The organism is Hoeflea sp. YIM 152468 (assembly GCF_029210485.1).
GTDB lineage: Bacteria > Pseudomonadota > Alphaproteobacteria > Rhizobiales > Rhizobiaceae > Hoeflea.
In genome coordinates this window covers 1-26,611 of record NZ_JARGET010000006.1, presented here as the reverse complement: position 1 = coordinate 26,611, position 26,611 = coordinate 1, and the positions used below count along the sequence as shown (strand labels likewise).

Sequence of the window (26,611 nt, the reverse complement as noted above, 5' to 3'; positions counted from 1 at the left end):
GCGTCTCCGGCTTTCTGCCGGACCTTTGGCAGTCCCGCCTGTGCGGCTTAGCGATTTTGCCTATCCGGCAGGTCGTAGGCGCCGGTGCGCCAGTTGTAGTAGCGCTGAATGGTCCAGGGGCGGAGGACACCCGCAAGTGCGGTGCGGATCTGAAATTCCGGTCTCGCCGCGCTTCCGGCCGCATCCGTGGACGCGGCTTGCGGGGCTGTTGTGTTCGGATCAATCCGGATTGCCAGCGCACCGGTGCGCCGCAAGCTGCGCGATGTGACCAGCGTGGCGCCCGAACGGCAGATGCGCATATGCACCGGGATCGCCACAATCACCAGATCGGCCCGGTCGCAGGCCGCACCGATGTAAGCGGCCTGGTCAATCGCCAGGATCTTTGCCTGCTTGTGCACCGCCGCGCACAGACCGCGGCCGGCACACTGAAAGCGCGAGGGCTGCTGTGCCGCGGCGGCCAACAGGTGATCAAGCGTTGCCGCGATGGCAGCTGGGGGTGGAGAGTGCGCCCTGGCTTCGGCCCCATCCACCGCGCCCTCCCGGGAGGTCTCGGGCCGTTTGTGAACGACCGGCGCGGCGTGCGGCCTGCCGTGCAGGGCTGTCTGCCATTGCCCGAACACGAATGCCGAGGGCCGGACCGAGTTGCTGGCCAGGGTCGCCGGCCCGGCAAGGGCGACAAGATCTGCGTCTTCGCTGACCAGCATGTCGGGCCCGGGCGCAGCAAAGGGGGGCCGGGCCAGCACAGCACCGAGACCCAGCAGCACGACGCCGCCAAACCGCAACCAGCTGCGCAACAACACCAGAACCACAAACCCGGCACCGGCGATCAGCGTGGCCTGCACTGGCACCTGTCCGACATGGATGTCGCCGCCCAGAGCATCGACATGGCGGGCGACGGCAATGACCCCCTCGAGCCCCTGCCCCATCAGGCGCAGCGGCCATTGGTCAAGCCCGAACGGCATCAATAGAAGAGCCAGCAACCCGGCAGGCATCACCACGAAGGTCACCAGCGGCATGGCCATGAGATTGGCCAGAAGTCCGTATCCCGCCACCCGGTGGAAATGATGGGCCGAGAACAGTCCGGTTGCCAGCCCCGCGACCAGCGATGTGAGGCCAAGGCCAATCAGCCCCTTGATCATGACGCCGCTCCAGCGCAGCAGGGCTGACCGCGCGTGCGGGATTTTGGGTGAACCGGCCTGGCGGCCGAGAAAGCCGGCGATCGCCGCATAGGCCGAGATCAGCGCTGCGGTGGCGGCAAAGGACATCTGAAACCCCGGGCCCGTCACGGCCGACGGCGAGATCACTATGATGACGATTGCCGCGAGCGCCACATTGCGCATGGTCAGCGCCGGCCGGTCGGCAATAACGGCGAACAGCATGACGGTGAGCATGATCCAGGCCCGCTGGGTGGACACGCTGCCGCCGGAGATCAGAAGATAGGCGGTGGCGGTGAGCATGGCGCCGACGGCGGCCAGCTTCTTGACCGCAAAGGCTTCCACCAGCACAGGAAACAGGGCCAGCCCCTTGCGGATGACGATGTAGAGCGTGCCGGCGGCAAGCGCCATGTGCAGGCCCGAAATCGCCAGGATATGCGCAAGCCCGGTGGCGCGCAGCGCATCCACGGTTGCTCTGGAAATGCCGCGCCGGTCCGATACGGCGAGGGCCGCGGCAATCCCGCCGCGATCACCGGGCAGCACATGACGGATCCGGGCGGATATCTGCTCCCGGACCGTGCGCAGCGCAAGCCGGAAGGAATCGGCCGCACCGGCAGCCCGTCCATCCGGTGCACCCGAAGGATCAAGTCTTGCCGGCGCCTGATAGAAATAGCCATGCGCTCCAATGCGATCGATATAGGCCCGAAAGGCATAGTCATAGCCTCCCGGCAGCACCGGGCCGGAGGGAGAGGACAACCGCGCCCGTCCGGCGATGACGGCGCCAATCGGCGCCGGATCATGCGCGCTGCGCGCTGTGACCCGCACCCGCTGTGGCGGCCGTCTCAGGCGCGGATCTGAGGTGGCAGACAGCCCGAGCAGATACCGCACCCGGCCATCGGGATCGAATTCGCGGGCCTCGACGGTCCCGGTGATGTGGGTCGTCACATCTGAATCGAGCAAAACCGGAACATCCCGCGCCTCAATCACGGCGGCAAGCGCGCCTGCACACAGCGCGCCGGCAAACGATGCGGCACGCGCGGCGGTGCGATGGTTTTGTCTGGAAAGCAGATACACACACACGGCGACAGCCAGGACGGCAGCGATGGCAAGCGGCGGCGGATCTGCCGGGGCAGCATAATACAGCCCCGCTCCTGCGCCCATCGCCACCGGCACAAACAGGAAGGCCACTCCGTGACCAGATTCCTGGCGCCGTCCCTCTGCCAGCGCCCGCCATAGCTGATCGAGATAACGCCGGTTGCGCGCCGGCATGGTCAACCGCTGCGGATGGCGCGCCAAAGGCAGCATTTCCGGGGCATGCACTGTCAGCGGCTGGCGAGTGCGGCTGCCGCCGGGAGCGGCTGTTGCCTGTTCAGGGTCTGTGCGATCTGCCTGGGCCATACACGCCTCGCTAGAAGCCAGCCAGACTACACCCCAAATGGCCTGTTGCGCCACCCTGACCTGCAGATCCTGCGCCCACCCCGCGCCGGCGCGCGCAACCAATCCGCTGCCGATTTCAGGCTGTTTTGGGCACAATTCCAAGACGTTATCTTTTGCCCAGAATGGCGCCGTGGCCGCTGGATTGGGCGTGGCGCAGCATGCAATTAGCCTTCCGCATAGCTTGGCAGGCTGCGGCAAATCATATAGCTAAACGCGTGACGGTCATCCAAGACGTCGGCCATGGGCCCGACGCCTGCATTTGTGGAAGGACATGCCATGGCAGACAAGAACGCAAAAATCACTATCGAGGACAAGGAACTCGACCTTACAGTCAAGTCCGGAACACTGGGCCCCGACGTTGTCGACATCGCCGCACTTTACAAGCACACCGGGGCCTTCACCTACGATCCCGGCTTCACCTCCACGGCCTCCTGCGAATCCAAGATCACCTTCATCGACGGCGACGCCGGCATTCTGCTGCATCGCGGGTATCCGATTGATCAGCTGGCTGAACAGGGCGATTTCCTGGAGGTTTGCTACCTGCTGCTTTACGGCGAACTGCCGACCGCCACGCAAAAGGCCGATTTCGATTATCGCGTCACCCGCCACACCATGGTGCACGAGCAGATGAGCCGGTTCTTCACCGGGTTCCGCCGTGACGCCCACCCGATGGCGGTGATGTGCGGTTGTGTCGGCGCGCTGTCGGCGTTTTATCACGATTCAACCGACATCACCGACCCGCATCAGCGGATGGTTGCCTCGATGCGGATGATTGCCAAGATGCCGACCCTGGCGGCAATGGCCTACAAATACCATATCGGCCAGCCCTTCATTTACCCGACCAACAATCTCGACTACGCCTCGAACTTCCTGCGCATGTGCTTTGCCGTGCCGTGTGAAGATTATGAGGTCAATCCGGTGCTGGCCCGCGCCATGGACCGCATTTTCATCTTGCATGCCGATCATGAGCAGAACGCCTCGACATCGACCGTGCGTCTTGCCGGCTCGTCGGGCGCCAATCCGTTTGCCTGCATTGCAGCGGGTATCGCCTGCCTCTGGGGTCCGGCCCATGGCGGCGCCAACGAGGCGGCACTCAACATGCTGTCCGAAATCGGTTCTGTCGACAAGATACCCGAGTTCATCGCGCGCGCTAAGGACAAGGATGACCCTTTCCGGCTGATGGGCTTTGGTCATCGTGTCTACAAGAACTACGACCCGCGCGCCAAGATCATGCAGAAGACCACGCATGAAGTGCTCAATGAACTCGGCATCAAGGACGATCCGATGCTCGAAGTGGCCATGGAGCTCGAACGGATCGCGCTCACCGACAGCTACTTCATCGAGAAGAAACTGTACCCCAACATCGACTTTTATTCCGGCATCACGCTCAAGGCGCTCGGCTTCCCGACCACCATGTTCACCGTCCTGTTTGCGCTGGCCCGCACGGTCGGCTGGATCGCCCAGTGGAGCGAAATGATCGAGGACCCGGACCAGCGGATCGGACGCCCGCGCCAGCTCTATATCGGCGAACCGACACGCGATTACGTGCCGACTTCCAAGCGCTGACCCAGATGGCCGCCATCGCGGCCACCGGACACCCCGATAAACAGGCGCCTTCGGGCGCCTTTTTATTGCTGGCCTGTGTCAGGCCTGGCTTGACGGGAAGCTGGCGTTGCAGCCTGGCAGTCTGCCAGAACCACAGATTGGCAACCGGACGTGGCGCTGTCTTTCGGGGGCGCACCGGCCCAACACCACCCTGCTTACCGCCCGCCGGTCTGTCGGCGCTGATCAGCGTCCGATAACTGAGAGCAGGGTTTTGGCGGCAAGTTGTGAGGCTGGCTGGCCGATCTGCATGCGCTCGCGGACCAGATCGAAATCAGCCAGCATGGCGGCCCGGTGCAGGGTATTGCCGGCCAGCTGGTCGGCAACAATTGCCAGCCGCTCGGGCCTGACCTGGTTGTCGTAATACTCGGTGATGACAACATGACCGGCAATCAGATTGGGCAGAGCCCCGGTCCATGTGGTGACCATGTTGAACAACAGCCGGGCAATCGGGTCGAGCTTGTAGCACGACATGTGCGGAACACCGGCCAGAGCCAGTTCGAGAAGCACCGTGCCGGACGCGGCAATCGCCACATCGGCCTGCGCAAAAGCCTGCCACTTGGCGGCATCCCCGGTCACAACCCTGCAACTGACGTCCCAGCCCAGAACCTGGTCGCGGACCTGGCGCTCGACATGGGCGGCGGCGGGCAGCACGAAGGTCATGTCCGGATTGATCTGTGTCAGACATTCGGCGGCGGCGCCGAAATCAGCGCTCAGGCGCGCAACCTCGCCACGACGCGATCCCGGCAGGATCAGACACATGGGCGGCCCTTTGGGCGCGGGCGCCTGCCTGCGGGCCTGCTGGGCCCGATGTGCGGCATTCAAACCGGGATCGTCGATCAGCCGGTGTCCGACATAGGTCAGCGGCGGTCCGCCAAGGCTTTCGACAATAGCCGGTTCAAACGGAAAAACGGACAGCACGTGATCCACCCAGCCGCGCATGGCTTGCGCCCGTTCGGGCTTCCAGGCCCACACCGTGGGACAGACATAATTGATGATCTTGAGGCCGGGCAGCGCCTGGCGGACCTTGCGCGCGACGCGGTGGGTGAAATCCGGACTGTCGATGATCAGCAGGCAATCAGGCCGGGCGGCAATGATGGCGTCCGCGGTCTGGCGGATGCGGAGGATCAGCTTGGGCAAATTGGCGATGACGGCGGAAAAGCCCATGATCGACAATTCGCTGTAGTCAAACAAAGAGGTCAGGCCCTCGGCGATGAGGCGGTCGCCTCCAACCCCGATCAATGTGGGCTGCCGGCCGGTTTCAACGGCGAGCGCACGCACCAGTTCGGCCCCCAGAATGTCGCCCGAAGGTTCGCCGGCAACGACCGCGAGTTTTAGGGCTGACATTGCACCGCCTCCGGGTTGGCTGGCTTTATGCCAATCACAAACAGACCCAGCCGGTTGGCCTCGTCAATCACCTGCTCGCGCTCGAGCACCAGCGCACGGCCGGCCTCCACCGCGATGCCGGCCAGACCCGCCGCATGCGCATTGATCACCGTCAACGGGCCGATCGACGGCAGGTCGGCACGCTCATCCTGATCCGGCTTGCACATCTTGACCAGAACCCCACCCGGGACGGTCAATCGCTTGCTGGCGCGCAACTCCTTGACACGCGCAAGCATGGCGTCGGTGCCTTCGAGACCCTCAAGCGCGATGACGCGACCGCCCACAGAGACCGAGCCCTGCCCGACATCGAGGCGACCGAGCGCAAGCGCCACGGCGCCGGCGGCTTCGATATCGCGCCAATCCGACTTGCCGGGGCGCATCTGTGCCAGCGGCCCCGGCGTGCCAAGCAGATCAGGCGCTATCTGCTGCGCGGCCAGGACCTTCACGCCTTCCTTCTCCAGCACCCTGATGGCAAACCGCAGGATCTTGTCATCGCCGCCGGCGGCAAACACCCGTAGAAATGCCGGCAGCGCCATCAGCGAGCGCCAGGTCGGCCGCAGATTCGCGAGGTCCGGACGCCGGTCAATGCCGCCGGCGAACACCACCGATCCGATCGCCTCCCGGCGAATGGTCCTGGCAAGTTGCGCCAGGTCGGCGATGCTGATCTGGCAATGGTCAAACCCCGACCAGTCCTGATCGGCTTCGCCCCGGATCGCGACGATGAAAGGATTGTGCCCCATGTCCCGCGCGGCCCGGGCTACCAGGACCGGAAACCGGCCCTTGCCGGCGAGAATTGCCAGACGACCGCTGAGGTCAGGCATGGCGGTTGCCGCGGTCACCGGATCAGCCCCGCTGCCCCCGGGCCGGCGACGACAGGGCGCGCTCGCTTTCGGCATCAATGAAGGCAATGATGTCGTCCACGGCGGCGTTCTTGTCGGCCTGGTCGCGGACCCGGGCGATGTTGTCCCGGATCGGCGTGCTGTTGTCGAAGATCGCCTTGAAGGCGCGCCGCACGGCATGGATGGCCGGTTTGTCAAAGCCTGCGCGTTGCATGCCGATGATGTTGAGCCCCATCAGCACACCCGGATTGCCGTTGAGCATGCCGTAGGGAATGACGTCATTGTTGACCGCCGCCAACCCGCCGATGAAGGCGTGATGGCCAATACGGGCGAACTGGTGGACCGCAGCCCCACCGCCCATGATCACCCGGTCACCGATGCTGACATGTCCCGCCAGCATGACATTGTTGGACAGGATGACATGGTCGCCGACATGGCAATCATGCGCCACGTGCGAGTAGGCCAGAAACATCGAATGGTCGCCGACGGTGGTCTTGCCGCCGGATGCGGGCATGCCGGGATGCATGGTCACGCCTTCGCGGATGGTGCAGGACCGGCCTATGATCAGTTCGGTGTCTTCGCCCTTGTAGTGAATGTTCTGCGGGGCACAGCCAAGAACCGCCTGCGGAAACACGACCGTCTTTTCACCAATCGTGGTGGACCCCTGCACAACCACATGGCTCATCAGCTGCACATGATCGCCAAGCCGGACTTTCGCCCCGACGTGGCAGAACGGACCGATTTCAACATTGTAGCCAAGGATGGCGCCATCCTCGACAACCGCGGAGGGGTGAATGCGGGCCAAATTCAGGGCGGCAGGCGCGGTAATTGTCATCAGCTCTCGCTTTCTTGCGAAGCCAGCATGGCTCCTATATCAGCTTCGGCCACCTTGACGCCGTCGACCATTGCCTCGCAATGGAACCGCCAGATGTTGCCGCGCTGCTTGATCTTTTCGACGTGGTATTCAAGCCTGTCGCCGGGGACGACCGGCTTGCGGAACTTGGCGTTGTCGATGGTCATGAAATAGACCAGGTTCTTGCCGCCACCGGCAGCCTTGGCGCAGATTGCGCCTGCGGTCTGCGCCATGCCCTCGACGATCAAGACGCCCGGCATGATCGGATTTTCCGGGAAATGGCCGGTGAAATGCGGCTCGTTGGCGGTCACGTTCTTGATGCCGATGGCAGAGGTGTCGCCATCGATGGAGACGATCCGGTCCACCAGCAGGAACGGGTACCGATGGGGCAACAAAGCCATTATATCCCGGATATCAGCCGTTTCCAGGCTATTTGCCGCAGTTTCCATTATTTGTCCTCTTCAACTTCCTTTTTGCCTTTTCTGGCAAAAGCACGTTCATTGGCCGCGGCCGCATCGCGAAGGAATCCGCGCATCGGGCGCGCCGGTTGTCCGCCCCACAGTGCGCCTGCCGGAACATCCCCGGCGACACCGCTCATCGCCGCTAGTTGCACACCATCGCCGATCGTCACGTGGCTGTTGATTCCGCTCGCCCCGCCGATCATGACCCGGTCGCCAATGGTCGTGCTGCCGGCGATGCCAACCTGGGAGACAATGACACAATGCCGGCCGATGCGGACATTGTGGGCAATCTGCACCAGATTGTCGATCTTTGTTCCCTCGCCGATGACCGTGTCGTCGAGCGCGCCGCGGTCGATTGCGCTGTTGGCACCGATTTCGACATGATCCTGAATGATCACCCGGCCAATCTGCGGCGTTTTTTCCAACCCGCGCGGGCCGGGCGTATAGCCAAACCCGTCCTGGCCGATGCGCGCACCTGGGTGGATGATGACATGGTTGCCGACAAGCGCGTGCTGGACGGTTGCCGCATGGCCAACATGGCAGTGACGGCCGATGCGGCTGCCGGCGCCAATGGCGGCCCCGGCCCCAATCACCGTGCCGGAACCAATCTCAACGCCTGCGCCGATGACGGCGCCAGATTCAACTACAACACCGTCTTCCAGACGGGCAGAGGCATCCACGCTGGCGGTTGATGCCACGCCGGCTTCTGTTGTCAAACGCTGCGGCCGGACCATGGATGGCACCAGCGCGGCGCCGGCGAGCGCAAATGCCAGTTGCGGCGATCCGACGATCAGCGCCGCCACGCCCTGGGGCACATGGGCGGCCATGGCTCTGGAAACGAAAACAGCCGCGGCGGTGGACTTTGCCAGATCCGGCAATGCCATTCGAGACTGTGCGAAAGCAACTTCTGACGCATCGGCGCGCGACAATGGCGCGATGCCCGACACCATGCGTCCGGCAAAACCCGAATCGGCCAGTTCCGCTCCGCAAAGACTGGAAAGGTCCGAAAGCGAAATGCCTTCATGCGGAGGAAAAAAGCGATGTTTATCCATAAGGAAACCGGAAGGAAGGACCGGGTGGCAAACCGCCACCCGTATCAAAATCAGAAGCGTGTGGAAGCGCCGAAGCCGAACTTCTTGATGTCGTCGTAGCTCTCTTTGGCGACCGGCTCTGCGTAGTAAATGCGGAGCGGACCAAACGGCGAAGCCCAGGTGATGCCGGCACCGACCGAAGCGCGCCAGTCCATGCTGTTGCCAACCAGTGTCTGGGTAACGCCGCCGGACGTGAAGTCGCCAGTAGCAATGTCATTGCCATAAAGCGTTGCCGCATCGGCGAAGACGTTGAGCCGAAGGCCGAGATCACGCGAGATCAATGGCATCGGCGCAGAGACTTCCACCGAACCGTTGAAATAGGTTGTGCCGCCTGCGGATCCGATGTTGGTGGTGCCGGTGCTGTCGAAGACGCGCGGGCCGATGCCGCGGGTGTCGAAACCACGAATGGTTTCCTGCCCGACAAACAGATGGTCGAACACACGCAGATTGCCGCCGCCGGTCGATGTGACATGGCCGGCACCCGCCGACAGCTGACCGATCAGATCACCCGATTCGGACAGCATATGGAAATAGCTGGCCTTGGCGGTGGTCTTGAAATAGTCCGAGTCGAACCCGAGCCCTGCATATTCCTGGGTGATCCGTGCGGAAATACCTTCGCGCGGCAGCATCCGGTCGTCGAGCGTGCTGTAGGACAGCGTATAGGACAAGGCCCCGGTATCATGGCCGCCATTGGCGATGGTGCGCGTGATCGCATTCAGTTCCGGATAGGACGTGACGGTCGAGATGCCGGTGTACTTGGTCTCAGAATACTTGAAAGCAGTGGTCAGATAAAGGTTCTCGGTGATCGGCGCACCAATGCGCAAATTGATCCCCTGAACGTCTTCCTCAAAGCCGTTGTAGCTCGAGTCGGTGGTCTTGAAGAGATCAAACCCTGCGGCAAGACGGTAGCCGAGGAAATAGGGCTCGGTGAAGGAGACCGAATATTCGCGCGAGTCGGTGCCGCCGCCGACCGAGGCGCGGATGTACTGGCCGCGACCGAGGAAGTTGCGCTCGCTGATATCCACTGTCGCGGTGAAACCATCCGAGTTGGAATAGCCGCCGCCAACGCCGAATTCACCGGTTGACTGGTCCTTCACGTCGACAATCAGCACGACCCGATCAGGCTGCGAGCCCGGCTGGGTGGAGATATCGACAGAGGAGAAGAACTTGAGGTCTTCGAGACGCTTCTTGGCACGGCGCACCAGAACCTGGTTGAAGGCGTCGCCTTCGGACAGGTCAAATTCGCGACGGATGACATAATCGCGTGTGCGGGTATTGCCGCGGATTTCGATCCGCTCGACATAGGCGCGGGTGCCCTCGTCAACCAGATAGACCACCGAGATGGTGCGGTTGGTGTAGTCCCGATCGCCACGCGGCGTGATTTCGGCAAAGGGATAGCCCTGGGTGGCAACGCGATCAGAAATCGCGAGGATCGTGTCCTCGACATCCTTGGCGCTGTAGACCGAGCCGCTGCGGGTTTCGATCAGGCCCTTGAGGGATTCGCCATCAATACCGGGAACGGTGCTTTCGATGCTGACATCGCCGAAGACATAGCGCTCGCCCTCTTCCACGGTGATGGTGACCACATATTCGTTGTTGGTCTCATCCAGTTCGGCAAAGGAAGAAATCACCCGGAAGTCGGCGTATCCGCGGTTGTAGTAAAACCGGCGCAACAGCTCCTCGTCGGCGCGCAACTTGTCTTCGTCGAACACGTCCTTGCGGGACAGGAACGACAGCAAGCCAGACCGTTTGGTGGTGATGACATCTGCCAGACGACCGTCGCCAAACGCCTGGTTGCCGACAAAATTGATGGTGGAAATCTTGGTGCGGTCACCTTCGTTGATTTCAAACGCCAGATTGACGCGACCGCCGTCAACCGGGACCAGACGCGTGGTCACGGTCGCATCGCTGCGCCCGATGGCCGCATAGGCATCGCGAATGGCCTGAACGTCGGCCTGAAGAATGAGATCATTGTAAGCGCCAAGCTGGCGGCTCTGGACGACCTGCTTGAGATTGGCGTCCTTGATCTTCTTGTTGCCGTTGAAGACGACCTGGTTGATGATCTGGTTCTCTGCGACGGTCACAATCAGGGTCGAGCCGGAAACGCTGATCTGGACATCGGAAAACAAGCCGGTGGCAAACAGCCGCTTCACCGATTCATCAATGTCGTTGTTGTTGAAGCTTGCACCCGGCGAAATCGTCAGATTGCCACGCACTGTCGATGCGTCAACGCGGGAATTGCCCCGCACATCCACACGACTGATCACCGCTGCCTCTGCAATTGCAACTCCGGCAAGGGTCACTGCCCCCGCGCCTGTCACCACGATACCCGCCGTCAGCGCTACAGCTGACACAGCGTTCAAAAGGTTTGAACCGGCCTTCATTGAACTTATTACCTTTTTCTTACTTTCGAATGCCCCGATACGGAGGCACGCGTCGTGAGTCATGACTTGTGCCCGTTTTACCCGCTTTTACCATACAAGCAAGGGACGGAGTTAAAATCTGTTTACTTCCTTCTCAAGCGTGACGAATTGGCCACGTCTGTGCAAATTCAAGATTAACAAATCGTTAGCACGCCCAAGCACCGCTTATCAACCGATCAGCATGGAGACATCGTTCCAGGTGGCAAACACCATCAGCGCCAGAACGATGGTCAAACCAAACCGGTAGGCCCATTCCTGCACCGCCTCACCCGGCGGGCGTCCGCGCACCGCCTCAATGGCATAAAACACCAGATGACCACCATCGAGCATCGGGACCGGCATCAGATTGAGCAGTCCGATCGACACCGAGAGCACGGCTGCGAGCTGGATCAGCGCGGCAAGACCCAGTGTCGACATGTCCTTGGAGTATTTGGCCACGCGGATCGGGCCACCCAGCTGGTCGGCCTTTTCGCGTCCGGTGACGATATTGCCGATATAGCCGATGGTGCGGGTGACAATGTACCAGCTCTGCGCCGCCCCCTCGCCCACAGCCTCGAGCGGGCCGTATTCCCGAACCCGGAAATTGCCGGCATCATTGTTGGTGACCACGCCAATCCGGCCGACCTCCATCCTGTTGCCGAAATTGTCGGAGATTTCCGTTCGCGTCGGTGTGACGCTCAGATCAACCAGCTTGCCCTGACGCTCCATGGTTATGGTGATGACGGTCTCGGGGCGGACGCTGACATAGCGCTGCACGTCGTCGAAGATCTCGATCTGGACGCCGTCGATGGCAACGAAGCGGTCACCCGGCAGAATGCCTGCGGCTTCAGCGGCGCTGGCCGGCTGCACCTGGGCAACCACCGGATCGGCAATCATACGGCCATTGAGGCCGAACATGACCGCAAAAATGGCGATTGCCAGGATGAAATTGGCGATCGGACCGGCAGCCACGGTTGCGGCGCGGCGCCACAAGGCGGCAGCGGCAAAAGAACCGGCGCGGTCGGCCCCGCTCAGCGCAGCCTCTCCACCGGTGGGCAGGCTGGCGGCGTTCTCGTCACCGCGAAACTTGACATATCCGCCCAGTGGAATGAGCGACAGCTTCCACCTGGTGCCGTGCCTGTCGGTGCGGCCGATGAGTTCGGGGCCGAAGCCGACCGAGAAGGCATCCGCCCGGATACCGCACCAGCGGCCGACCAGGTAATGTCCCAGCTCGTGAAAGAATACCACAATCGTCAGCACCAGCAGGAACGGCGGCAGGGCGCTGAGGATGCTTCCCGCCGACGAAGTCAGAAATTCCATGAGGTCGTTTCCTTATCGTGACGCATGGGTGCAGGTGTCCATTGCCTTTGCGGCGATCAGAATCGCCTGTGCGAATTATAGTCCAAGCAACCTTGCGGCAAGCTCGTCAGCCACGCCCGCATGGTCGGCAAGCGGCAGCAGGCTGCCCAACAGAAAAGCTGCAAATGCGGCAAAGACAAGACCATCGACCCGATCCATGACGCCGCCATGGCCGGGAATCAGCTGGCTTGAATCCTTGGCGCCAAAACGGCGCTTGACCCAGGACTCGAACAGATCGCCGATTTGAGAGGCAACCGACAGCACCAGAGCGACTGCCGGAATCATCCAGCCACCGCCATGGCGCACAGCCAGAGCAACGCCAAGGCCCGCCCCCACGCCTGCAGCGGTGCCAAAAATGGCGCCCGACCAGGTCTTGCCCGGCGAAATGCGCGGCGCAAGCTTGGGGCCGCCCAATGCCCGGCCGCAAAAATAGGCCAGAATGTCGGTTGCCCAGACAATGGCGATAAGAAACATCATGGCAAACAGACCGAAAACGCCCTCGCCGCGAATTTCCGCCAGCGCCAGGCCGGCCATGCCGGCATAGAGCACCGCCGTGGCCGACCACACCCCGCCGCGCGCCAGGCCGGCCAGCACGGCGCCACAGCTGCCGATGACAATGGCGGCCAGCGCCATGGACGGCTGAGAGGTCAGAATGAAAGCTGATGTGGCCAGGATCGCCAGCCAGCCGATGGCGTTGGCAAGCGGCGCCTTGGCCGGCGCGTTGATCATCGAGGAAAACTCATAATGCATCAGCACCATGATGCTCACCGCCAGCGCCCGGAACCAGACGCCGCCGGCCCAGGTCAAGACCAAGACAACAATTCCCAGGACAACCCCGGAAACGATCCTCAACCGCAGTTCGCGCGACATCAGGAGCCGACCGCGAGTTCGGGCGCGGACACCGCGCCGAAGCGGCGGTCGCGCCGGCAGTATTCCGCCAGCGCCTCATGGAAGGCTTGACGGTCGAAATCCGGCCACAGGCAGGGCATGAACACAAACTCCGAATAGGCGGTCTGCCAGAGCAGAAAATTCGACAGCCGCTGTTCACCGCTGGTGCGGATCACCAGATCCGGATCCGGGATACCGACGGTATCGACATAGCTCGCCAGTGTGGTTTCATCGATAGATGCGGGATCGAGCGCACCGGACTTGACTTGCTCGGCGATCGATCTCGCCGCGCGCGCCAATTCATTGCGGGAGCCGTAATTGAACGCGATCACAAGGGACAGGCCGGTATTGTCACGGGTTCGATCCTCGGCCTCGGTGAGCAGGGCCCGGATATCGGGCTGTACCGACGCGCGGCAGCCGATGACCCGTACGCGGACGTTTTCGCGGTGCAGTTCGGCCAGATCCCTGCGGATGAAGTAGCGCAGCAGACCCATGAGGTCGGACACCTCTTCCTTCGGGCGGTTCCAGTTTTCCGAGGAAAACGCAAACAGCGTCAGGTATTTGACGCCCGCCTCGGCGGCGGTACGCACGGTCTCGCGCACCCGCTCCACACCGGCCCGATGGCCAGCAGTCCGCGGCAGTCCGCGCGCATTGGCCCAGCGGCCATTTCCATCCATGATGATGGCGACATGCCGTGGCATTGAGACTGGTTCTTCGGAGCGCATGGTATTGATCATTTCCCGAGGTGTAACGCGACTCGCGCCTATACCTGCATGATTTCCTTTTCCTTCTCGGCCAGCAAGTGGTCGACTTCGGCGATGGTCTCGTCCGTCAGCTTTTGCACCACATCGGCCTCGCGACGGCTGTCGTCCTGACTGATGTCACCGTCCTTTTCCGCCTTCTTGAGCGTATCCATGCCGTCGCGGCGGACGTTACGGATAGCGACCCGGGCATTCTCGGCGTAGGTATGGGAGACCTTGACCAATTGCTTGCGACGCTCCTCGTTGAGATCGGGCAGCGGAATTCGCAGGTTCTGGCCGTCAATGATCGGGTTGAGCCCGAGATTGGCCTCGCGAATGCCGCGATCGACGGCGCCGACCATCTGCTTGTCCCAGACCGACACGCCCAGCATGCGCGATTCCGGCACGGTGACGTTGGCGACCTGGTTGAGCGGCACGCGGGAGCCGTAAGCTTCGACCATCACCGGGTCGAGCACATTGGGAGACGCACGGCCGGTGCGCAAGGATGAGATATCGCTCTTGAAGGCCGCAATGGCGCCCTCCATGCGACGTTTGAGTTCTTTCAAGTCAGCGCCTTCACTCATCGCCAATTCCTCCTGCAGGTGACCCTGTTGTCGTATACCAGACCGGCACGCGCCGGCCACACCTAATGATCGCGAACGATGGTTGCCCGGCCTTCGCCGACCATGATCTTTGCGAAAGCACCCTTTTCGTGGATCGAAAAGACTACAATCGGAATTAAATTCTCCCGCGCCAAAGCGACGGCAGCGACATCCATGACCGCCAGCCCCTTGTTGAGCACTTCATCATGGGTGATGGTCTCGAACCGGATGGCATCGGGATGCTTCTTCGGATCGGCAGAATAGATGCCGTCGACCTGGGTGCCCTTGAGAATGGCTTCCGCGCCCATTTCCGCCGCCCGCAACGCGGCAGCGGAATCGGTGGTGAAGAAGGGATTTCCGGTGCCGCCGGCGAAGATCACCACCCGGCCCTTTTGAAGGTGATGCAGGGCGGCGCGCTGGGAAAAGCTCTGGCAGATTTCAGGCATGGAAATCGCCGAGAGCACTTCGGTATCGATACCAAGCTTGCGCAGCGACGTGGCAAGCGCCAGCGCGTTGATCACGGTTGCCAGCATGCCCATGTGGTCGCCGGTGACACGATCGCCGCCCTTGGACGCAACCGCGACACCGCGGAAAATATTGCCGCCGCCAACCACGACGCCGACCTCGACTCCCATGCCGCGAACCTCGGCAATATCTTCAGCAATGCGGTCAACCACGGCAACGTCAATGCCAAATCCCTGGCTGCCCATCAGGGCTTCGCCGGATGCTTTGAGGAGAACACGCTTGAAGAGGGGTTTGGTTGTCATGGAATGGTCCGCATTTCTATCTCAGGCCCGGATACACGAAGGGCACCACGTTGTCACGCGATGCCCTTGCGGTTTTTGCAGCGATGCGCCGTCAAAGGCGCAGCATCTCAGCCTTTGACGGCAGCGGCGACTTCTGCTGCGAAGTCGCTCTCTTCCTTCTCGATGCCTTCGCCAAGCTGGAAGCGGACAAAGCCGGCAATCTCGACCGGCGCACCGGCATCGGCCGCAGCAGCCTCGACGGCCTCTCCGACAGTCTGGTCCGGATTGATGACGAAAGCCTGCGAGAGAAGGGCTACTTCCTCGTAGAACTTGCGCATGCGGCCTTCGACCATCTTTTCGATGATCGCTTCCGGCTTGCCCGATTCGCGCGCCTGTTCGGTGAACACATGGCGCTCGCGGTCGGCGATTGCGGCATCCACATCGTCAGACGTCAGCGCCAGCGGATTTGTGGCGGCGATGTGCATGGCGACCTGACGGCCGATTGCATTCAAGGCATCCGTCTTGCCGGTCGACTTGACAGCGACGAGCACGCCCAGCTTGCCGAGGCCATCGGCGACCGCATTGTGCACATAGGTGGCGACCACGCCGTCGTCGACAGACAGCTTGGCGGACCGGCGGAAGCTCATGTTCTCGCCGATATGGGCGATCGCATCCTTGATCGTGTCAGTGACCGACTTGCCGGTGGAAGGTACTGTGGCGGCGCTGACGGCGTCGGCGGACCCGTCCGTGGACAGCGCAACGGCGGCGACCGAGCGGGCCAGATCCTGGAAGCCGTCATTGCGGGCGACGAAGTCGGTCTCGGAATTGACTTCAACGACGATGGCCGACTTGCCTTCCGAGGCAACAGCAACCAGGCCTTCGGCGGCGGTACGGCCCGACTTCTTGTCGGCCTTGGCGATGCCCTTGGCGCGCAGCCAATCGACCGCAGCTTCCATGTCGCCATTGTTTTCGGCGAGCGCCTTCTTGCAGTCCATCATGCCGGCGCCGGTCTTGTCGCGCAGCTCTTTCACCATTGCAGCGGTAATGCTCATAACAGCCTCTTCATACTTTGGCGTCCGGTCCGGCCATTTCGGCCAACAGACCCGGAATCGCATTCGGCACATCAACCATGCCATTGAAATGTGACAGCCCGGCAAAGCGCGATGGCTTGGCCGGGCCGGTTTTGTCCGAAACCCGGATTTAAGCCTTTGCGGCTTCTTCTGCCGGCGCAGCTTCAGCTGCAGGCGCGGCTTCGGCAGCAGCTTCGGCTTCGGCAGGTGCCGCTTCAAGCGCAGGCTCGACGGGGGCTTCCATGGCGCCAAGATCAACGCCAGAAGACCCCTGCTGACGGGCGATGCCGTCGATGCAGGCGCGGCTGATCAGATCGCAATAGAGCGCAATGGCGCGGCTGGCATCGTCATTGCCCGGGATCGGGTAATCGACAACGTCCGGATCACAATTGGAATCGATGATCGCAACGACAGGAATGCCAAGACGCTTGGCTTCCTGGATGGCAATGGATTCCTTGTTGGTGTCGATGACAAACATCAGGTCAGGCGTGCCGCCCATGTCACGGATACCGCCCAGCGCACGGTTGAGCTTTTCACGCTCGCGCTCAAGGTTGAGGCGTTCCTTCTTGGTGAAGCCCGAGGCTTCAGCCGAAAGGATCTGGTCAAGCTTGCGCAGACGCTGGATCGAATGCGAGATGGTCTTCCAGTTGGTCAGCATGCCGCCGAGCCAACGGGCGTTGACATAGTACTGAGCCGACCGCGACGCCGCATCGGCAACGATCTCGGAAGCCTGACGCTTGGTGCCGACGAACAGCACGCGACCGCCCTTGGACACGGTGTCTGACACAAGCTTGAGAGCCTGGTTCATCATCGGCACGGTCTGGCCGAGATCGAGAATGTGAAGATTGCTGCGCGCACCAAAGATGTACGGCTTCATTTTCGGGTTCCAGCGGTGTGTCTGGTGTCCGAAGTGTACGCCTGCTTCAAGCAGCTGGCGCATGGAAAATTCCGGCAATGCCATGCCTGGTACTCCTGTTTCCGGTTGAACCTCCGCAGGGCGTGAGCGCAAAGCGCCACCGGCGGACCAATCCGGATTTCTCCCGGATCACCCCATGCCCCACGTGTGGAATAGGCGTCGCTTACAGACAAAAAAGCGATTATGCAAGGGCGAAGGACGGAAAGGCTGGCCAATTTCGATGCAGGCCAGCCCGACCGCCGCAAAGCCGGCCTGACCCGTCACTTCTTGCCGCGAGGCACCAACTGGTTGAATGTCTTGATCTCTGACGCCAGCTTGGTGGAGATTTCTTCTTCCGGAAGCATGGTTTCCAAATTCATCACCCGCCGGCGCGATTGTGCCTGCTGCTGCTGCTGTTGCTGCTGTTGCTGGTGGGCAAGTTCAGGATTGAGAAAACCTGTCATTTCGCCAAGGTCGGTGACGACAGGGGTTTCGATTTTCTTATCGGCCATGTTCATTCCTTTCCTAGAGTGAGACGATGACAAGGAAGTTTCTTTCGGCCATGGCAATGAGCGCCGCCAATCCTTCGTCGGGATCGCAGCCAACCTGGCCAATGACTTCAGACACCGCAATGCGTTCGTGGTCAGCAACGGTGGTCCAAAGAGCGTGCGCGCTCTCATTCAAGCGCAGATAGTGATTTTCCAGCGGATCATAGAGAATGTAGTGATCGCCAATCTTCTTGGTATAAATTGCCGCTTGTCGCCGGATTTTGGCATGCCGGAAATTGCCTGGATCAAGCGGATCTTCCGATGCGCCGGGAACCGGCACGTCGGGAGCCGCGGGATGACCGCCAAGCTCGGCCCCGGGTGAACGGGGCGGTGAAGGAGGATTTGGTGGGTTCATGAATCAACTCCCTGCCTGGTTAGTGATGCAGGCCGGCGATTGCAGCGCCACGCATCCAACGACCGGCGCAAACCCCGCTGCATCTGTTTGACCCAATGCCTGTCCGTCGCCGTTCCAATGAAGCGATTTCAGCGCGACATGCCTCAGGCGGTTTCGACCTCCCCGCGAACGAGCGCATCGGACATCTGCCCGGCCATGGCGTCGCGCAACGCGACACCGTCTCTGGTCAGCACATCCGCGCTCTCCAGCAAGATCGGTCTGGCGCCCGCCAATCCGCTCTTGATGAAAGCAAGCCGTTCGCGGCAAAAGTCCCGATCAAACGGATGCATTTGCACGGCCTTCTCATAATATTCCATCAAAATCAGATAGATATAGCAGGCATGAAGGAAGCCGAAATAGTTTCTCTTGCTGCCGGACCATGGCAGAACCAAGGTCTCCTCACCGTCCTTGCTCTTGAACAAGGGGGTATCGGACTCAATCCGGTAGAGCACCTGATGGCCCAACTCGTGGATGATCGACTCCTCAATGTCGATCAGGCTCTGGTCACTGGTCGACAAGAGAACCAGACCAAGGTAGCGGTCGGCTGAGCAGGAGCGGAACGCGACATCATCAAGGATGAGAAAATGGGTGATGCAGCGGTTGATGACCCGGGCAAGCCCCGGCACCTTGTTATCGGCACTGGCGATCGCGGTATGCAAAGCGGTTTCCCATCCCCTGTCGCCGGGCCTTTGGGGCGCGCCGGTCCTCACTGGGCAGCGGAAGCTGTGGGAGGGCGGAACCACCGCACGGATGAAATCCGGCACCGCCTCCTCACGCAAGGTGAAACGGCCGGCCAGATCTTCCAGCGCATCAAGATCGAGCGGCGGCGGAAGCATCGACGCCCCGCCTTGCGCCGCGGACAGGGTCTGGTGCCAGCGTCCCAGCGTATCGAGCCAGATGCCGAACCATGTCGAGCCGATCAGACCGTCGCCCAGCTCCGCTGGGTAGAAGAGCAGTCTTTCGAGCTGATCGAGATAGCCGTGCGCGGGGAGAGCCGGGTGAGCGCGGAATGACATTTCGGTGAGCAGCATCTCCGCACGTGTCCGGCGCTTGTCGATGGTGCGATCAACCAGCGCGATGACTTCGTGCAATGTAGTAAATGGCAAAAACACGACACACTCCAGGCGAGCCTATTCATGCAATTTCTATTTCGAAGATGCTAATATAGTACAATACTTCATGACTGACGTCCAGCAATTCTACCTTGGGTACAGTAGCATTTTGATTTCGCGCTGTTTTATGCCTTTGTTGATGACACCCTCATTCCGGAACAGTCCACTGGCCGATGTCGTCGCGCTCGCCAATCAGCGCCAGGCCATGGGCAATCGAGATCAGTTCGCCGCCGGTTTCGATGCGATCTGCGGCAAAGCGCTCGGTGAAGATGCGGCGCACTGCCGGCACAAATGAGGTGCCGCCGGTGAGAAAGACCTTGTCCACCGAACCGGCGCTGGTTCCGGCCTCGTCGAGCACGTCGTCGAGTGCGCCGGTGATGCGGGCGAGATCGGCCTGGATCCAGCTTTCGAAATCCTGCCGCCTGACGGTTTTCTCCCCGGCCGCGCCGAGCGGGGCAAACCGGAACTCCGCCTCGTCCTGCCCGGAGAGCGCCATTTTCGTTGCCGAGACGGCCTGGTGCAGCTGATAGCCTTCATCATGCTCGATCAGGTCGATGAACAGTTCGAGCTTGTCCGGCTCCACCGCCTGCCGCACCAAAGCCTTCAGGTCGGCATATTCCCTGGTGGTCTTGAAAATTGAAAGCTGGTTCCAGCGCGCGAAATTGCGGTAGTAGCTTGCCGGAACATCAAGCCGCTTGCCGAAGCTCCTGAACTGGCTGCCCTTGCCGATTTCCGGCGCGACCAGATGATCGATCAGACGCGCGTCAAACTGGTCGCCGGCGACACCGACGCCGGACTGGCCGACAGGAATGGCGCTGATGCGGCCAGCCTGGCGCGCGAAGCGGATCAGCGAAAAGTCGCTGGTGCCGCCGCCGAAATCGGCCACCAGCACGGTCGCATCGCGGTCAAGATTGCAGGCAAAGTAGAAGGCCGCGGCCACAGGTTCATAGACATAATGCAATTCCGGAAAGCCGAAGCGGCTCAAGGCTTCGTTGTAGCGCCGCATGGCCAGCGCCGGATCCGGGTTGGCGCCGGCGAAATGCACCGGCCGCCCGGTGACGATGCGCTTGACCGACGCCGGCCAGTTAGCGCCCGCATAGGCCTCAAGCCGCTTGAGGAAGACCTCCATCAGATCCTCGAACTGGAACCGGCGTGCATGCACCAGCGTGCCCTGGAACAGCGAAGAGGCAGCGAAGGTCTTGATCGATTGGAGAAACCGGCACTCGCCGGGATTGTCGATGAAGGCGCCGATGGCAGCCGCTCCGGCTTCCACCTGCAGCGCACTGGCGCCGAGCTGCGGGTCCTTGATGAAGGACAGCGCCGTGCGCATGCTGTCGCTGCGGCCTGCGGCAGAATCGAAGGCGATCGACGTGGTCTCCGAGCCGTGCGCCACTTGCGCCAGCACCGTGTTTGTCGTGCCGAAATCAAGCCCGAGCGCATCCGCCATGGCGTTTGCTCCACTATGTTTGCTGGTGAAATATGAGGCTCGCCGATAGGCGCCGACGGCCAGGAAGCGGGCCTGATGCCACACCCCGGCGTCCCAGTCCATCCATTGCCGCAGCGTTGCAGCGTTTCCGGTTACCGCAGCGGCGGCCCGAAACCGCCCCTGAACCCGCGCCGCAAACCGGAGGCGACCGGCTTCATGGCCCGTCGCACGGGGCCGGTTCGTAGATGTCGAGCTGCGCCAGCCGGCCTTCGAGCACGAAGTCCCCATAATCCATGGTCAGGTCGCGGGTGACGCCATTCTCGTAGAGCTTGAAGGCAATGGAGTAGACCGGCAGACCGTCGCCTTCGGCGGCTTCCTCGAAATAGGACATCGACACCGGCCAGAAGGCGTCATCGGCCAGCTCACCGGCGTTTCCGGCTTCCGCGTCGCCGGTTTCGACCGGCTGCTTGTCACCCACGATGGTGGTGGTGAGCATCGCCTTGTCGCCTGCATCCGACCCGTCATAGATGCGCGACTGGTAAAACCGCTCGCCTTCAAGCGCCTTGCCGATCAATTCGATCATATGTTCGGTGGGGAAATAGGCCGGTGCGATGTCGAGCGTCACTTTCTCCGGCTGCTCGATGTCGAGCGCAAGCTCGTCGCCGTGTTTTTGCGCCGAGCCGCGCACCTCATGGTCAAGCTTCTGATCGACAAAGGAGCGGGTCACAAAGCGAAAGGTCTTGTTGCGGATGTCCTCGAATGTGGTGGTCTGCTGATCGGTGACCCGCGAAACCTCCCCTGAAGCGATTTCGGTGACAAAGCGGAAGCTCACCGTGTAGCCGTCGCAGGCCGAGCCGCCGAACTCGTAGACCATGCGCCCGACCATGCCGGAAATGCCCGAGCGTTCGGACGCATCCTTGAGCGACAGGTCGTAGACCGCCCGGTGCGAGGCCAGGGTCGCCGGTCCGGCCAGAGCCTGGGTGGCTGCCGTGGAAAGGGCCAATGTGGCGAGCGACGCGATAGCAAGCATGCGCATCAAGGTTTTCTCCTGTCGAATCCAAAGCCAATGTTATATGACCGGAGAAGGCAAAAGCGAGGCAGAATCTGCAGGATCTGGCAAAACGCTTGCGCAGCCTTAACAGAGACGAATTTTGGAGCCTCTCATGACCGACACTGTCCAATCCCGCCTGGCCGCCCGCAACATCGTGCTTCCGCAAGCCGCCGCCCCGGCCGCAAATTACCTGCCCTATGTCATCACCGGTTCGCTGCTGTTCATCTCGGGCCAGCTGCCGATGGAAGACGGCGCTCTTGCGGTCAAGGGGCTGCTCGGGCGCGATGTCGATGTCGCCGAAGGGCAGCGCGCCGCAGAGCTGTGTGCCATCAACATCCTGGCCCAGGCCAAGGCCGCGCTGGGCGGCGATCTCGAGCGCATTGTCCGGGTGGTCAAGCTCAGCGGGTTTGTCGCCTCCGAGCCCTCCTTCACCGAGCAGCATCTGGTCATCAACGGCGCGTCCAACCTGATCGCCGACATGCTTGGCGATGCCGGCAAGCATGCCCGCGCCGCTGTCGGCATGGCCTGTCTGCCTCTCAACGCGGCGGTCGAGATCGACGCCGTGATCGAAATCCGGTGATCTTCAAATGACCAAGGAACCCGCAGATCTGAGCTGGCTCTCAGCCCGTCCCATCGCCCATCGCGGCTATCACGACATGAACCAGAGCATCTGGGAAAACACCGCCAGCGCCTTCGCCCGGGCGGTCGAGGCCGGTTATGGCATTGAATGCGACCTTCATATCGCCACCGACAGCGTTCCGGTGGTGTTTCACGATGATGATCTGGAACGGCTGTGCGGCCTGCCCGGCGATGTGCGGGCACGGACCTCGCAGGAGCTGGCGCAACTTAGGGTCGGCGGAACCAAAGATGGGGTTCCCTCGCTGCCGGCGCTGTTGAAGCAGATTGCGGGCCAAGTGCCGCTGGTCATCGAGCTCAAGGCCAGACCCGGCGACGATGCCGGTTTCGCCGACGCCGTGGTCGAATGCCTGGAAGACTATGACGGCGAGGTTGCGCTGATGAGTTTCGATCACGCCCTGTTGCGCGACCTGAAGGCCTGCGGCGCCACCTGCCCGCTGGGCCTGACCGCCGAAGGGGTCAAGCCGGAATCCTTCTTCGTGCATGAGGAAGCCATGCAGCTGGGATTGAATTTCATCTCCTACTGCGTGCATCACCTGCCCAATGCCTTCATCGAGGCGCAGCGGGCGCAGGGCGTTCCGGTGCTCACCTGGACCGTGCGGGATGGCCAGGCCCGCGCCCAGACGCGCGCCCATGCCGACCAGATGACCTTCGAGGGATTTGATCCGGACGCAATCACCGACGAGTGACCACCCACGCAGACCTGCCCTTGCCAATCGGCGGGGCGATCATACGTTGGAAGACAGACCGGCCGCGGGCTGTCGGAAACGGAGCTTCATGACGTTTGAAACTACAGATCACACGCTGTCGACGATCGACGGCCTATCGGCGGTTACAGAACGCGAATGGGGCGGACTAGGCGGGGCTTCCCGCGCTTGCCAGGCGGAATCAAGGGGTTCGGAAGCCGAATCCGCACCTGTCTACAACCCCTTTGTAAGCCACGCTTTTCTGTCCTCGCTTGAGGAGTCAGGTTCGGTCTCGGCACAGACCGGCTGGCTGCCACGGCATATCGTGTTGCGGGCGCCGGACGGCGCGCTTGAAGGGGCGATGCCGGCCTACATCAAGAGCCATTCGATGGGGGAGTATGTGTTCGACCATGCCTGGGCAGATGCCTATGAACGGGCTGGCGGGCGCTATTATCCGAAACTGCAATGCGCCGCGCCGTTCACACCGGCGACAGGTCCGCGGCTGATGGTCAGGCCGGGTGCGGGGGCGGCAAGCCGCCAGCGCGCCCTGGCCGCAGGCGGGCGGGCCCTGTGCACGCAATTGGGCCTGTCATCGGTGCACGCCACCTTCGTGCCCGAAGCCGAGATCCCCGCCTTTGAGGCGGAGGGCTATCTGCACCGCACCGACCAGCAGTTCCATTTCCGCAACGAAAACTATCGCAGCTATGAGGATTTTCTCGTCACGCTGGCGTCGCGCAAGCGCAAGCAGCTCAAGAAGGAGCGCCGGACCGCGCTGGAAAACGGCATCGAGATCGTCTGGCTGACGGGCTCGGAGCTGACCGAGAGTGTCTGGGACATCTTTTATCAGTTCTACATCGACACCGGCGGGCGCAAATGGGGACGGCCCTACCTCACCCGCGCCTTCTTCTCGTTGATCGGCGAACGCATGGCTGACGACGTGCTTCTGGTGATGGCAGAGCGCGACGGCCGGTTCATTGCCGGCGCGATCAATTTCATCGGCGGCGACTGCCTCTATGGCCGGCATTGGGGGTGCATCGAAGACCACCCGTTCCTGCATTTCGAGGTCTGCTATCATCAGGCGATCGATTTCGCCATCGCCAGGGGGCTGGCCCGGGTCGAGGCCGGCGCACAGGGCGAACACAAGCTGGCGCGCGGCTATCTGCCCGCCACCACCCATTCCGCCCATTATATCGAGCACCCGGGACTGCGGCGCGCGGTGGCCGACTACCTCGACCGGGAACGGCGCGACGTGGCCCATATCGGCCAGGTGCTGAGCGAACACGGTCCGTTTCGCAAGGGCGATTGAAGCCCGGACGCAATCACAGACTGACCTGCGCCGGACGCTTGACCCGCGTGGTGTGCACGATACAACGACTGCAGACAAACAACCGGAGGCCCGTCGATGTCCGCACCCCATTATGACGACAGCAATGTGTTTGCGAAAATCCTGCGCGGCGAACTGCCGGCAGAGCGTCTTTACGAGGACGATCACACGCTGGCCATCATGGATATCATGCCGCGTGGCGACGGCCACTGCCTGGTGATCCCAAAGGCTCCGGCGCGCAATATTCTCGATGTCGAGGCTGACAGCCTGGCACGGGTGATGGAGACCACGCAAAGACTGGCACGGGCGGTGATCAAGGCGTTCGGCGCCGACGGGGTGACGGTTCAGCAGTTCAACGAGTCCGCGGGCGGTCAGGTGGTGTTCCACCTGCATGTGCACGTGATCCCGCGCTTTGACGGCGTGGCGATGAAGCCGCACACCGGAACCATGGAAGACGGCGCGGTGCTGAAAGCCAATGCGGACAAGATTCGCGCTGCGCTCTGAGCGGCGCTGACGGTCTGACGGGATGGGCGCTTTCCGCCCGGTCGCCGGTCGCCATCGGCCTGCATGGCCCGACCCGGCTCAGGGCAGCCTATGGGGCAGCCTATTTGGTCTGCCCGATTGCAAAACAGGGATAGTAGGTCTCGGTGTCGACCGCCGCTGCGGCACAGTCGTCAAACAGCGCAAGATCAGCCTCCTCCTCGTACAGCACATAAGGGTCAACCAGCATCCGCCCCGTCAAATCCTCGGAATTGCCAAGGCGGTCGATCTGTCCCTCGACCTCGGGACTGAGCGCCACCAGCGCCTCACCCAGTGCGTTGCCCTTGATGAAATTGTCGGGAAGCTGGTCGAAGGGGCCGTCGAAATAGGTGTTGAGCATGGTTTCGGCAGCCCGGACCCCAACCAGGATCCAGCGATCGAGATAGCGGTCGGCGTAATAGGCAAAGCTGGACCGATAACCGATCTTGATCTGGCTTGAGACATCCGACTGGAAATGCTGTTCCGAGGCCACGGTCTCGTCGAGTATGTACAGGAACATCTTCAAATCCGGGTTCCACAGCAAGAACATCTGCACACCGGACTCGTCAAACACCGGTCCGAGATAGACCTCTCCCGGCCCGATCTGCTGTTCTGCCGGCTCAACACCGCGCAGATCGTTGAGCTCAAACACCACGGTGCGGCCGTTGCGCGTCACTGCGTAGACGAGCTCGCCGTTCTTCTCGACGGTGACGCCGAACTCGGAATTGTAGGCCCGGTGATGAGAAATCGCCTGCTCGGTGAACGGGTTGTTCTCCGAAAAATAGGCAAAATGGATGATGCCCTGGTCCCGGTCGGCAATATCGAGCCGGAAGTTGCCGGCATAGGGCACGCCCTCATGCAGGAACTTGAAATAATAATAGTTCTCCGTCGGATAGACGGTTACCTCGCCGTCCAGGCTGGAAAAGATGTGATCGAACACGTCGTCGATACGGTTGATGTCGAATGAAGCCGGGGCAAGCACATCCCTGATGTAGGATTGGTTGGTCTTGATCTCGCTGGCGAGCGCCGTGGCCGCCGACAGGAAACCCACCATGAAGACCACCATGGCACTGCCCCACAAAGCGGTGGCGACAGTGCGGGACGTCGAGAATGCGCGCGACATGGGGCTCTCCGATGCTTCGTGTCGTGGGAGTGGGCGGCAAGCGCGATGCGATGGCCGCCCTTGCCGCAATTACGGGCGTTTGATTGCAGGCTGCTGGAGCACAGGCTGCTTGAGGATCAAGGAACCAGACTTCCGATGGGACTGGAGCTTGTTGTGCGGTGACCCGATCTTCTGATGCGACTGCGCCTTCTTGTGCGGTGAACCGATCTTCAGGTGCGACTGCGCCTTCTTGTGTGGCGACCCGATTTTCAGATGCGACTGCGCCTT

At 61.8% G+C, this 26,611-nt stretch carries 25 protein-coding genes and 1 pseudogene; 5 read left to right on the top strand and 21 right to left on the bottom strand.

All coding sequences use genetic code 11. The features are described 5' to 3' along the window. Positions 1-47: 47 nt before the first annotated feature. The gene (locus tag PZ897_RS04045) at positions 48-2,552 is read right to left on the bottom strand and encodes a ComEC/Rec2 family competence protein (RefSeq protein ID WP_275750182.1); all 2,505 of its coding nucleotides are present in this window, start codon (positions 2,550-2,552) and stop codon (positions 48-50) included. A gap of 315 nt (positions 2,553-2,867) precedes the next feature. Between PZ897_RS04045 and gltA the strand changes: the two genes are divergently transcribed. Beyond that, the gene (gltA, locus tag PZ897_RS04040; protein ID WP_275750180.1) at positions 2,868-4,157 is read left to right on the top strand and encodes a citrate synthase; all 1,290 of its coding nucleotides are present in this window, start codon (positions 2,868-2,870) and stop codon (positions 4,155-4,157) included. 222 nt (positions 4,158-4,379) lie between these two features. Here the strand turns inward: gltA and lpxB are convergent, their stop codons facing one another. The 18 genes from lpxB to PZ897_RS03950 all read right to left on the bottom strand — a co-directional run bounded on the left by lpxB (position 4,380) and on the right by PZ897_RS03950 (position 22,041). Beyond that, positions 4,380-5,540 carry a lipid-A-disaccharide synthase gene (gene lpxB / locus PZ897_RS04035; protein ID WP_275750179.1) on the bottom strand — a complete coding sequence of 387 codons (1,161 nt, stop codon included), beginning with the start codon at positions 5,538-5,540 and terminating at the stop codon, positions 4,380-4,382. Continuing rightward, positions 5,528-6,400: a UDP-2,3-diacylglucosamine diphosphatase LpxI gene (gene lpxI, locus PZ897_RS04030; RefSeq protein WP_275750177.1), complete on the bottom strand. Its 873-nt coding sequence runs from the start codon at positions 6,398-6,400 to the stop codon at positions 5,528-5,530. Before lpxI ends, lpxB begins: the two co-directional genes overlap by 13 nt. 22 nt (positions 6,401-6,422) lie before the next feature. Then, positions 6,423-7,253: an acyl-ACP--UDP-N-acetylglucosamine O-acyltransferase gene (gene lpxA, locus PZ897_RS04025; RefSeq protein WP_275750175.1), complete on the bottom strand. Its 831-nt coding sequence runs from the start codon at positions 7,251-7,253 to the stop codon at positions 6,423-6,425. Continuing rightward, the gene (gene fabZ / locus PZ897_RS04020) at positions 7,253-7,720 is read right to left on the bottom strand and encodes a 3-hydroxyacyl-ACP dehydratase FabZ (RefSeq protein WP_275750173.1); all 468 of its coding nucleotides are present in this window, start codon (positions 7,718-7,720) and stop codon (positions 7,253-7,255) included. Before fabZ ends, lpxA begins: the two co-directional genes overlap by 1 nt. Next, the gene (gene lpxD / locus PZ897_RS04015; protein WP_275750172.1) at positions 7,720-8,784 is read right to left on the bottom strand and encodes a UDP-3-O-(3-hydroxymyristoyl)glucosamine N-acyltransferase; all 1,065 of its coding nucleotides are present in this window, start codon (positions 8,782-8,784) and stop codon (positions 7,720-7,722) included. Before lpxD ends, fabZ begins: the two co-directional genes overlap by 1 nt. Before the next feature lie 50 nt (positions 8,785-8,834). After that, positions 8,835-11,207: an outer membrane protein assembly factor BamA gene (bamA, locus tag PZ897_RS04010; protein ID WP_275750170.1), complete on the bottom strand. Its 2,373-nt coding sequence runs from the start codon at positions 11,205-11,207 to the stop codon at positions 8,835-8,837. A 207-nt stretch (positions 11,208-11,414) separates the two neighbouring features. After that, positions 11,415-12,545 carry an RIP metalloprotease RseP gene (gene rseP, locus PZ897_RS04005; RefSeq protein WP_275750168.1) on the bottom strand — a complete coding sequence of 377 codons (1,131 nt, stop codon included), beginning with the start codon at positions 12,543-12,545 and terminating at the stop codon, positions 11,415-11,417. Positions 12,546-12,620: 75 nt separating this feature from the next. Beyond that, a complete protein-coding gene (locus PZ897_RS04000) occupies positions 12,621-13,454 on the bottom strand; it encodes a phosphatidate cytidylyltransferase (protein ID WP_275750166.1) in 834 nt (277 codons plus the stop codon). Further along, entirely contained in the window at positions 13,454-14,197 is a 744-nt protein-coding gene (locus tag PZ897_RS03995; protein WP_275750164.1) for an isoprenyl transferase, read from the bottom strand. Before PZ897_RS03995 ends, PZ897_RS04000 begins: the two co-directional genes overlap by 1 nt. A 38-nt stretch (positions 14,198-14,235) precedes the next feature. Beyond that, positions 14,236-14,796 carry a ribosome recycling factor gene (frr, locus tag PZ897_RS03990; RefSeq protein ID WP_275750163.1) on the bottom strand — a complete coding sequence of 187 codons (561 nt, stop codon included), beginning with the start codon at positions 14,794-14,796 and terminating at the stop codon, positions 14,236-14,238. 62 nt (positions 14,797-14,858) lie between these two features. Next, positions 14,859-15,581: a UMP kinase gene (gene pyrH, locus PZ897_RS03985; RefSeq protein WP_275750161.1), complete on the bottom strand. Its 723-nt coding sequence runs from the start codon at positions 15,579-15,581 to the stop codon at positions 14,859-14,861. A gap of 107 nt (positions 15,582-15,688) precedes the next feature. Continuing rightward, entirely contained in the window at positions 15,689-16,612 is a 924-nt protein-coding gene (tsf, locus tag PZ897_RS03980; protein WP_275750159.1) for a translation elongation factor Ts, read from the bottom strand. Positions 16,613-16,760: 148 nt separating this feature from the next. Continuing rightward, positions 16,761-17,591: a 30S ribosomal protein S2 gene (rpsB, locus tag PZ897_RS03975; RefSeq protein WP_275750157.1), complete on the bottom strand. Its 831-nt coding sequence runs from the start codon at positions 17,589-17,591 to the stop codon at positions 16,761-16,763. A gap of 215 nt (positions 17,592-17,806) precedes the next feature. Beyond that, positions 17,807-18,037 carry a hypothetical protein gene (locus tag PZ897_RS03970; protein ID WP_275750154.1) on the bottom strand — a complete coding sequence of 77 codons (231 nt, stop codon included), beginning with the start codon at positions 18,035-18,037 and terminating at the stop codon, positions 17,807-17,809. Between the two features lie 13 nt (positions 18,038-18,050). Further along, positions 18,051-18,428: a hypothetical protein gene (locus PZ897_RS03965; RefSeq protein WP_275750153.1), complete on the bottom strand. Its 378-nt coding sequence runs from the start codon at positions 18,426-18,428 to the stop codon at positions 18,051-18,053. 143 nt (positions 18,429-18,571) lie between these two features. Beyond that, positions 18,572-19,579 (bottom strand): HEXXH motif-containing putative peptide modification protein, encoded by a 1,008-nt coding sequence (locus PZ897_RS03960; RefSeq protein ID WP_275750151.1) that lies wholly within the window; start codon positions 19,577-19,579, stop codon positions 18,572-18,574. A gap of 148 nt (positions 19,580-19,727) precedes the next feature. Further along, a complete protein-coding gene (locus PZ897_RS03955; protein WP_275750150.1) occupies positions 19,728-21,026 on the bottom strand; it encodes an Hsp70 family protein in 1,299 nt (432 codons plus the stop codon). 193 nt (positions 21,027-21,219) lie between these two features. Further along, positions 21,220-22,041: a cell envelope integrity EipB family protein gene (locus tag PZ897_RS03950; RefSeq protein ID WP_275750148.1), complete on the bottom strand. Its 822-nt coding sequence runs from the start codon at positions 22,039-22,041 to the stop codon at positions 21,220-21,222. Between the two features lie 127 nt (positions 22,042-22,168). Between PZ897_RS03950 and PZ897_RS03945 the strand changes: the two genes are divergently transcribed. From PZ897_RS03945 to PZ897_RS03930, 4 genes are all read left to right on the top strand, one after another. Next, positions 22,169-22,636, top strand: a complete 468-nt coding sequence (locus PZ897_RS03945; protein ID WP_275750146.1) for a RidA family protein — start codon at positions 22,169-22,171, stop codon at positions 22,634-22,636. Between the two features lie 7 nt (positions 22,637-22,643). After that, positions 22,644-23,381: a glycerophosphodiester phosphodiesterase family protein gene (locus PZ897_RS03940; protein ID WP_275750144.1), complete on the top strand. Its 738-nt coding sequence runs from the start codon at positions 22,644-22,646 to the stop codon at positions 23,379-23,381. A gap of 88 nt (positions 23,382-23,469) precedes the next feature. Beyond that, positions 23,470-24,684 carry a GNAT family N-acetyltransferase gene (locus tag PZ897_RS03935; RefSeq protein WP_275750142.1) on the top strand — a complete coding sequence of 405 codons (1,215 nt, stop codon included), beginning with the start codon at positions 23,470-23,472 and terminating at the stop codon, positions 24,682-24,684. A gap of 96 nt (positions 24,685-24,780) precedes the next feature. Continuing rightward, the gene (locus PZ897_RS03930; RefSeq protein WP_275750140.1) at positions 24,781-25,206 is read left to right on the top strand and encodes an HIT family protein; all 426 of its coding nucleotides are present in this window, start codon (positions 24,781-24,783) and stop codon (positions 25,204-25,206) included. A gap of 100 nt (positions 25,207-25,306) precedes the next feature. Here PZ897_RS03930 and PZ897_RS03925 read toward each other — a convergent pair whose 3' ends face one another. Both PZ897_RS03925 and PZ897_RS03920 read right to left on the bottom strand, forming a co-directional pair. Beyond that, positions 25,307-26,344 carry a hypothetical protein gene (locus tag PZ897_RS03925; protein ID WP_275750138.1) on the bottom strand — a complete coding sequence of 346 codons (1,038 nt, stop codon included), beginning with the start codon at positions 26,342-26,344 and terminating at the stop codon, positions 25,307-25,309. 69 nt (positions 26,345-26,413) lie between these two features. Continuing rightward, positions 26,414-26,611, bottom strand: a pseudogene (locus PZ897_RS03920) (hypothetical protein); the annotation flags it as partial.

What these genes read in the sequence shown, in the direction of transcription:
- PZ897_RS04045 (WP_275750182.1), bottom strand. Translation starts at nt 2,552, where the DNA reads ATGGCCCAGGCAGATCGCACAGACCCTGAACAGGCAACAGCCGCTCCC.
- PZ897_RS03930 (WP_275750140.1), top strand. Translation starts at nt 24,781, where the DNA reads ATGTCCGCACCCCATTATGACGACAGCAATGTGTTTGCGAAAATCCTG.
- gltA (WP_275750180.1), top strand. Translation starts at nt 2,868, where the DNA reads ATGGCAGACAAGAACGCAAAAATCACTATCGAGGACAAGGAACTCGAC.
- PZ897_RS03935 (WP_275750142.1), top strand. Translation starts at nt 23,470, where the DNA reads ATGACGTTTGAAACTACAGATCACACGCTGTCGACGATCGACGGCCTA.
- pyrH (WP_275750161.1), bottom strand. Translation starts at nt 15,581, where the DNA reads ATGACAACCAAACCCCTCTTCAAGCGTGTTCTCCTCAAAGCATCCGGC.
- lpxI (WP_275750177.1), bottom strand. Translation starts at nt 6,400, where the DNA reads ATGCCTGACCTCAGCGGTCGTCTGGCAATTCTCGCCGGCAAGGGCCGG.
- frr (WP_275750163.1), bottom strand. Translation starts at nt 14,796, where the DNA reads ATGAGTGAAGGCGCTGACTTGAAAGAACTCAAACGTCGCATGGAGGGC.
- PZ897_RS03940 (WP_275750144.1), top strand. Translation starts at nt 22,644, where the DNA reads ATGACCAAGGAACCCGCAGATCTGAGCTGGCTCTCAGCCCGTCCCATC.
- PZ897_RS03950 (WP_275750148.1), bottom strand. Translation starts at nt 22,041, where the DNA reads ATGCGCATGCTTGCTATCGCGTCGCTCGCCACATTGGCCCTTTCCACG.
- PZ897_RS03965 (WP_275750153.1), bottom strand. Translation starts at nt 18,428, where the DNA reads ATGAACCCACCAAATCCTCCTTCACCGCCCCGTTCACCCGGGGCCGAG.
- PZ897_RS03925 (WP_275750138.1), bottom strand. Translation starts at nt 26,344, where the DNA reads ATGTCGCGCGCATTCTCGACGTCCCGCACTGTCGCCACCGCTTTGTGG.
- PZ897_RS03955 (WP_275750150.1), bottom strand. Translation starts at nt 21,026, where the DNA reads ATGGCGGATGCGCTCGGGCTTGATTTCGGCACGACAAACACGGTGCTG.
- PZ897_RS04000 (WP_275750166.1), bottom strand. Translation starts at nt 13,454, where the DNA reads ATGTCGCGCGAACTGCGGTTGAGGATCGTTTCCGGGGTTGTCCTGGGA.
- PZ897_RS03995 (WP_275750164.1), bottom strand. Translation starts at nt 14,197, where the DNA reads ATGCGCTCCGAAGAACCAGTCTCAATGCCACGGCATGTCGCCATCATC.
- rseP (WP_275750168.1), bottom strand. Translation starts at nt 12,545, where the DNA reads ATGGAATTTCTGACTTCGTCGGCGGGAAGCATCCTCAGCGCCCTGCCG.
- tsf (WP_275750159.1), bottom strand. Translation starts at nt 16,612, where the DNA reads ATGAGCATTACCGCTGCAATGGTGAAAGAGCTGCGCGACAAGACCGGC.
- lpxA (WP_275750175.1), bottom strand. Translation starts at nt 7,253, where the DNA reads ATGACAATTACCGCGCCTGCCGCCCTGAATTTGGCCCGCATTCACCCC.
- bamA (WP_275750170.1), bottom strand. Translation starts at nt 11,207, where the DNA reads ATGAAGGCCGGTTCAAACCTTTTGAACGCTGTGTCAGCTGTAGCGCTG.
- fabZ (WP_275750173.1), bottom strand. Translation starts at nt 7,720, where the DNA reads ATGGAAACTGCGGCAAATAGCCTGGAAACGGCTGATATCCGGGATATA.
- PZ897_RS03945 (WP_275750146.1), top strand. Translation starts at nt 22,169, where the DNA reads ATGACCGACACTGTCCAATCCCGCCTGGCCGCCCGCAACATCGTGCTT.
- rpsB (WP_275750157.1), bottom strand. Translation starts at nt 17,591, where the DNA reads ATGGCATTGCCGGAATTTTCCATGCGCCAGCTGCTTGAAGCAGGCGTA.
- lpxD (WP_275750172.1), bottom strand. Translation starts at nt 8,784, where the DNA reads ATGGATAAACATCGCTTTTTTCCTCCGCATGAAGGCATTTCGCTTTCG.
- lpxB (WP_275750179.1), bottom strand. Translation starts at nt 5,540, where the DNA reads ATGTCAGCCCTAAAACTCGCGGTCGTTGCCGGCGAACCTTCGGGCGAC.
- PZ897_RS03970 (WP_275750154.1), bottom strand. Translation starts at nt 18,037, where the DNA reads ATGGCCGATAAGAAAATCGAAACCCCTGTCGTCACCGACCTTGGCGAA.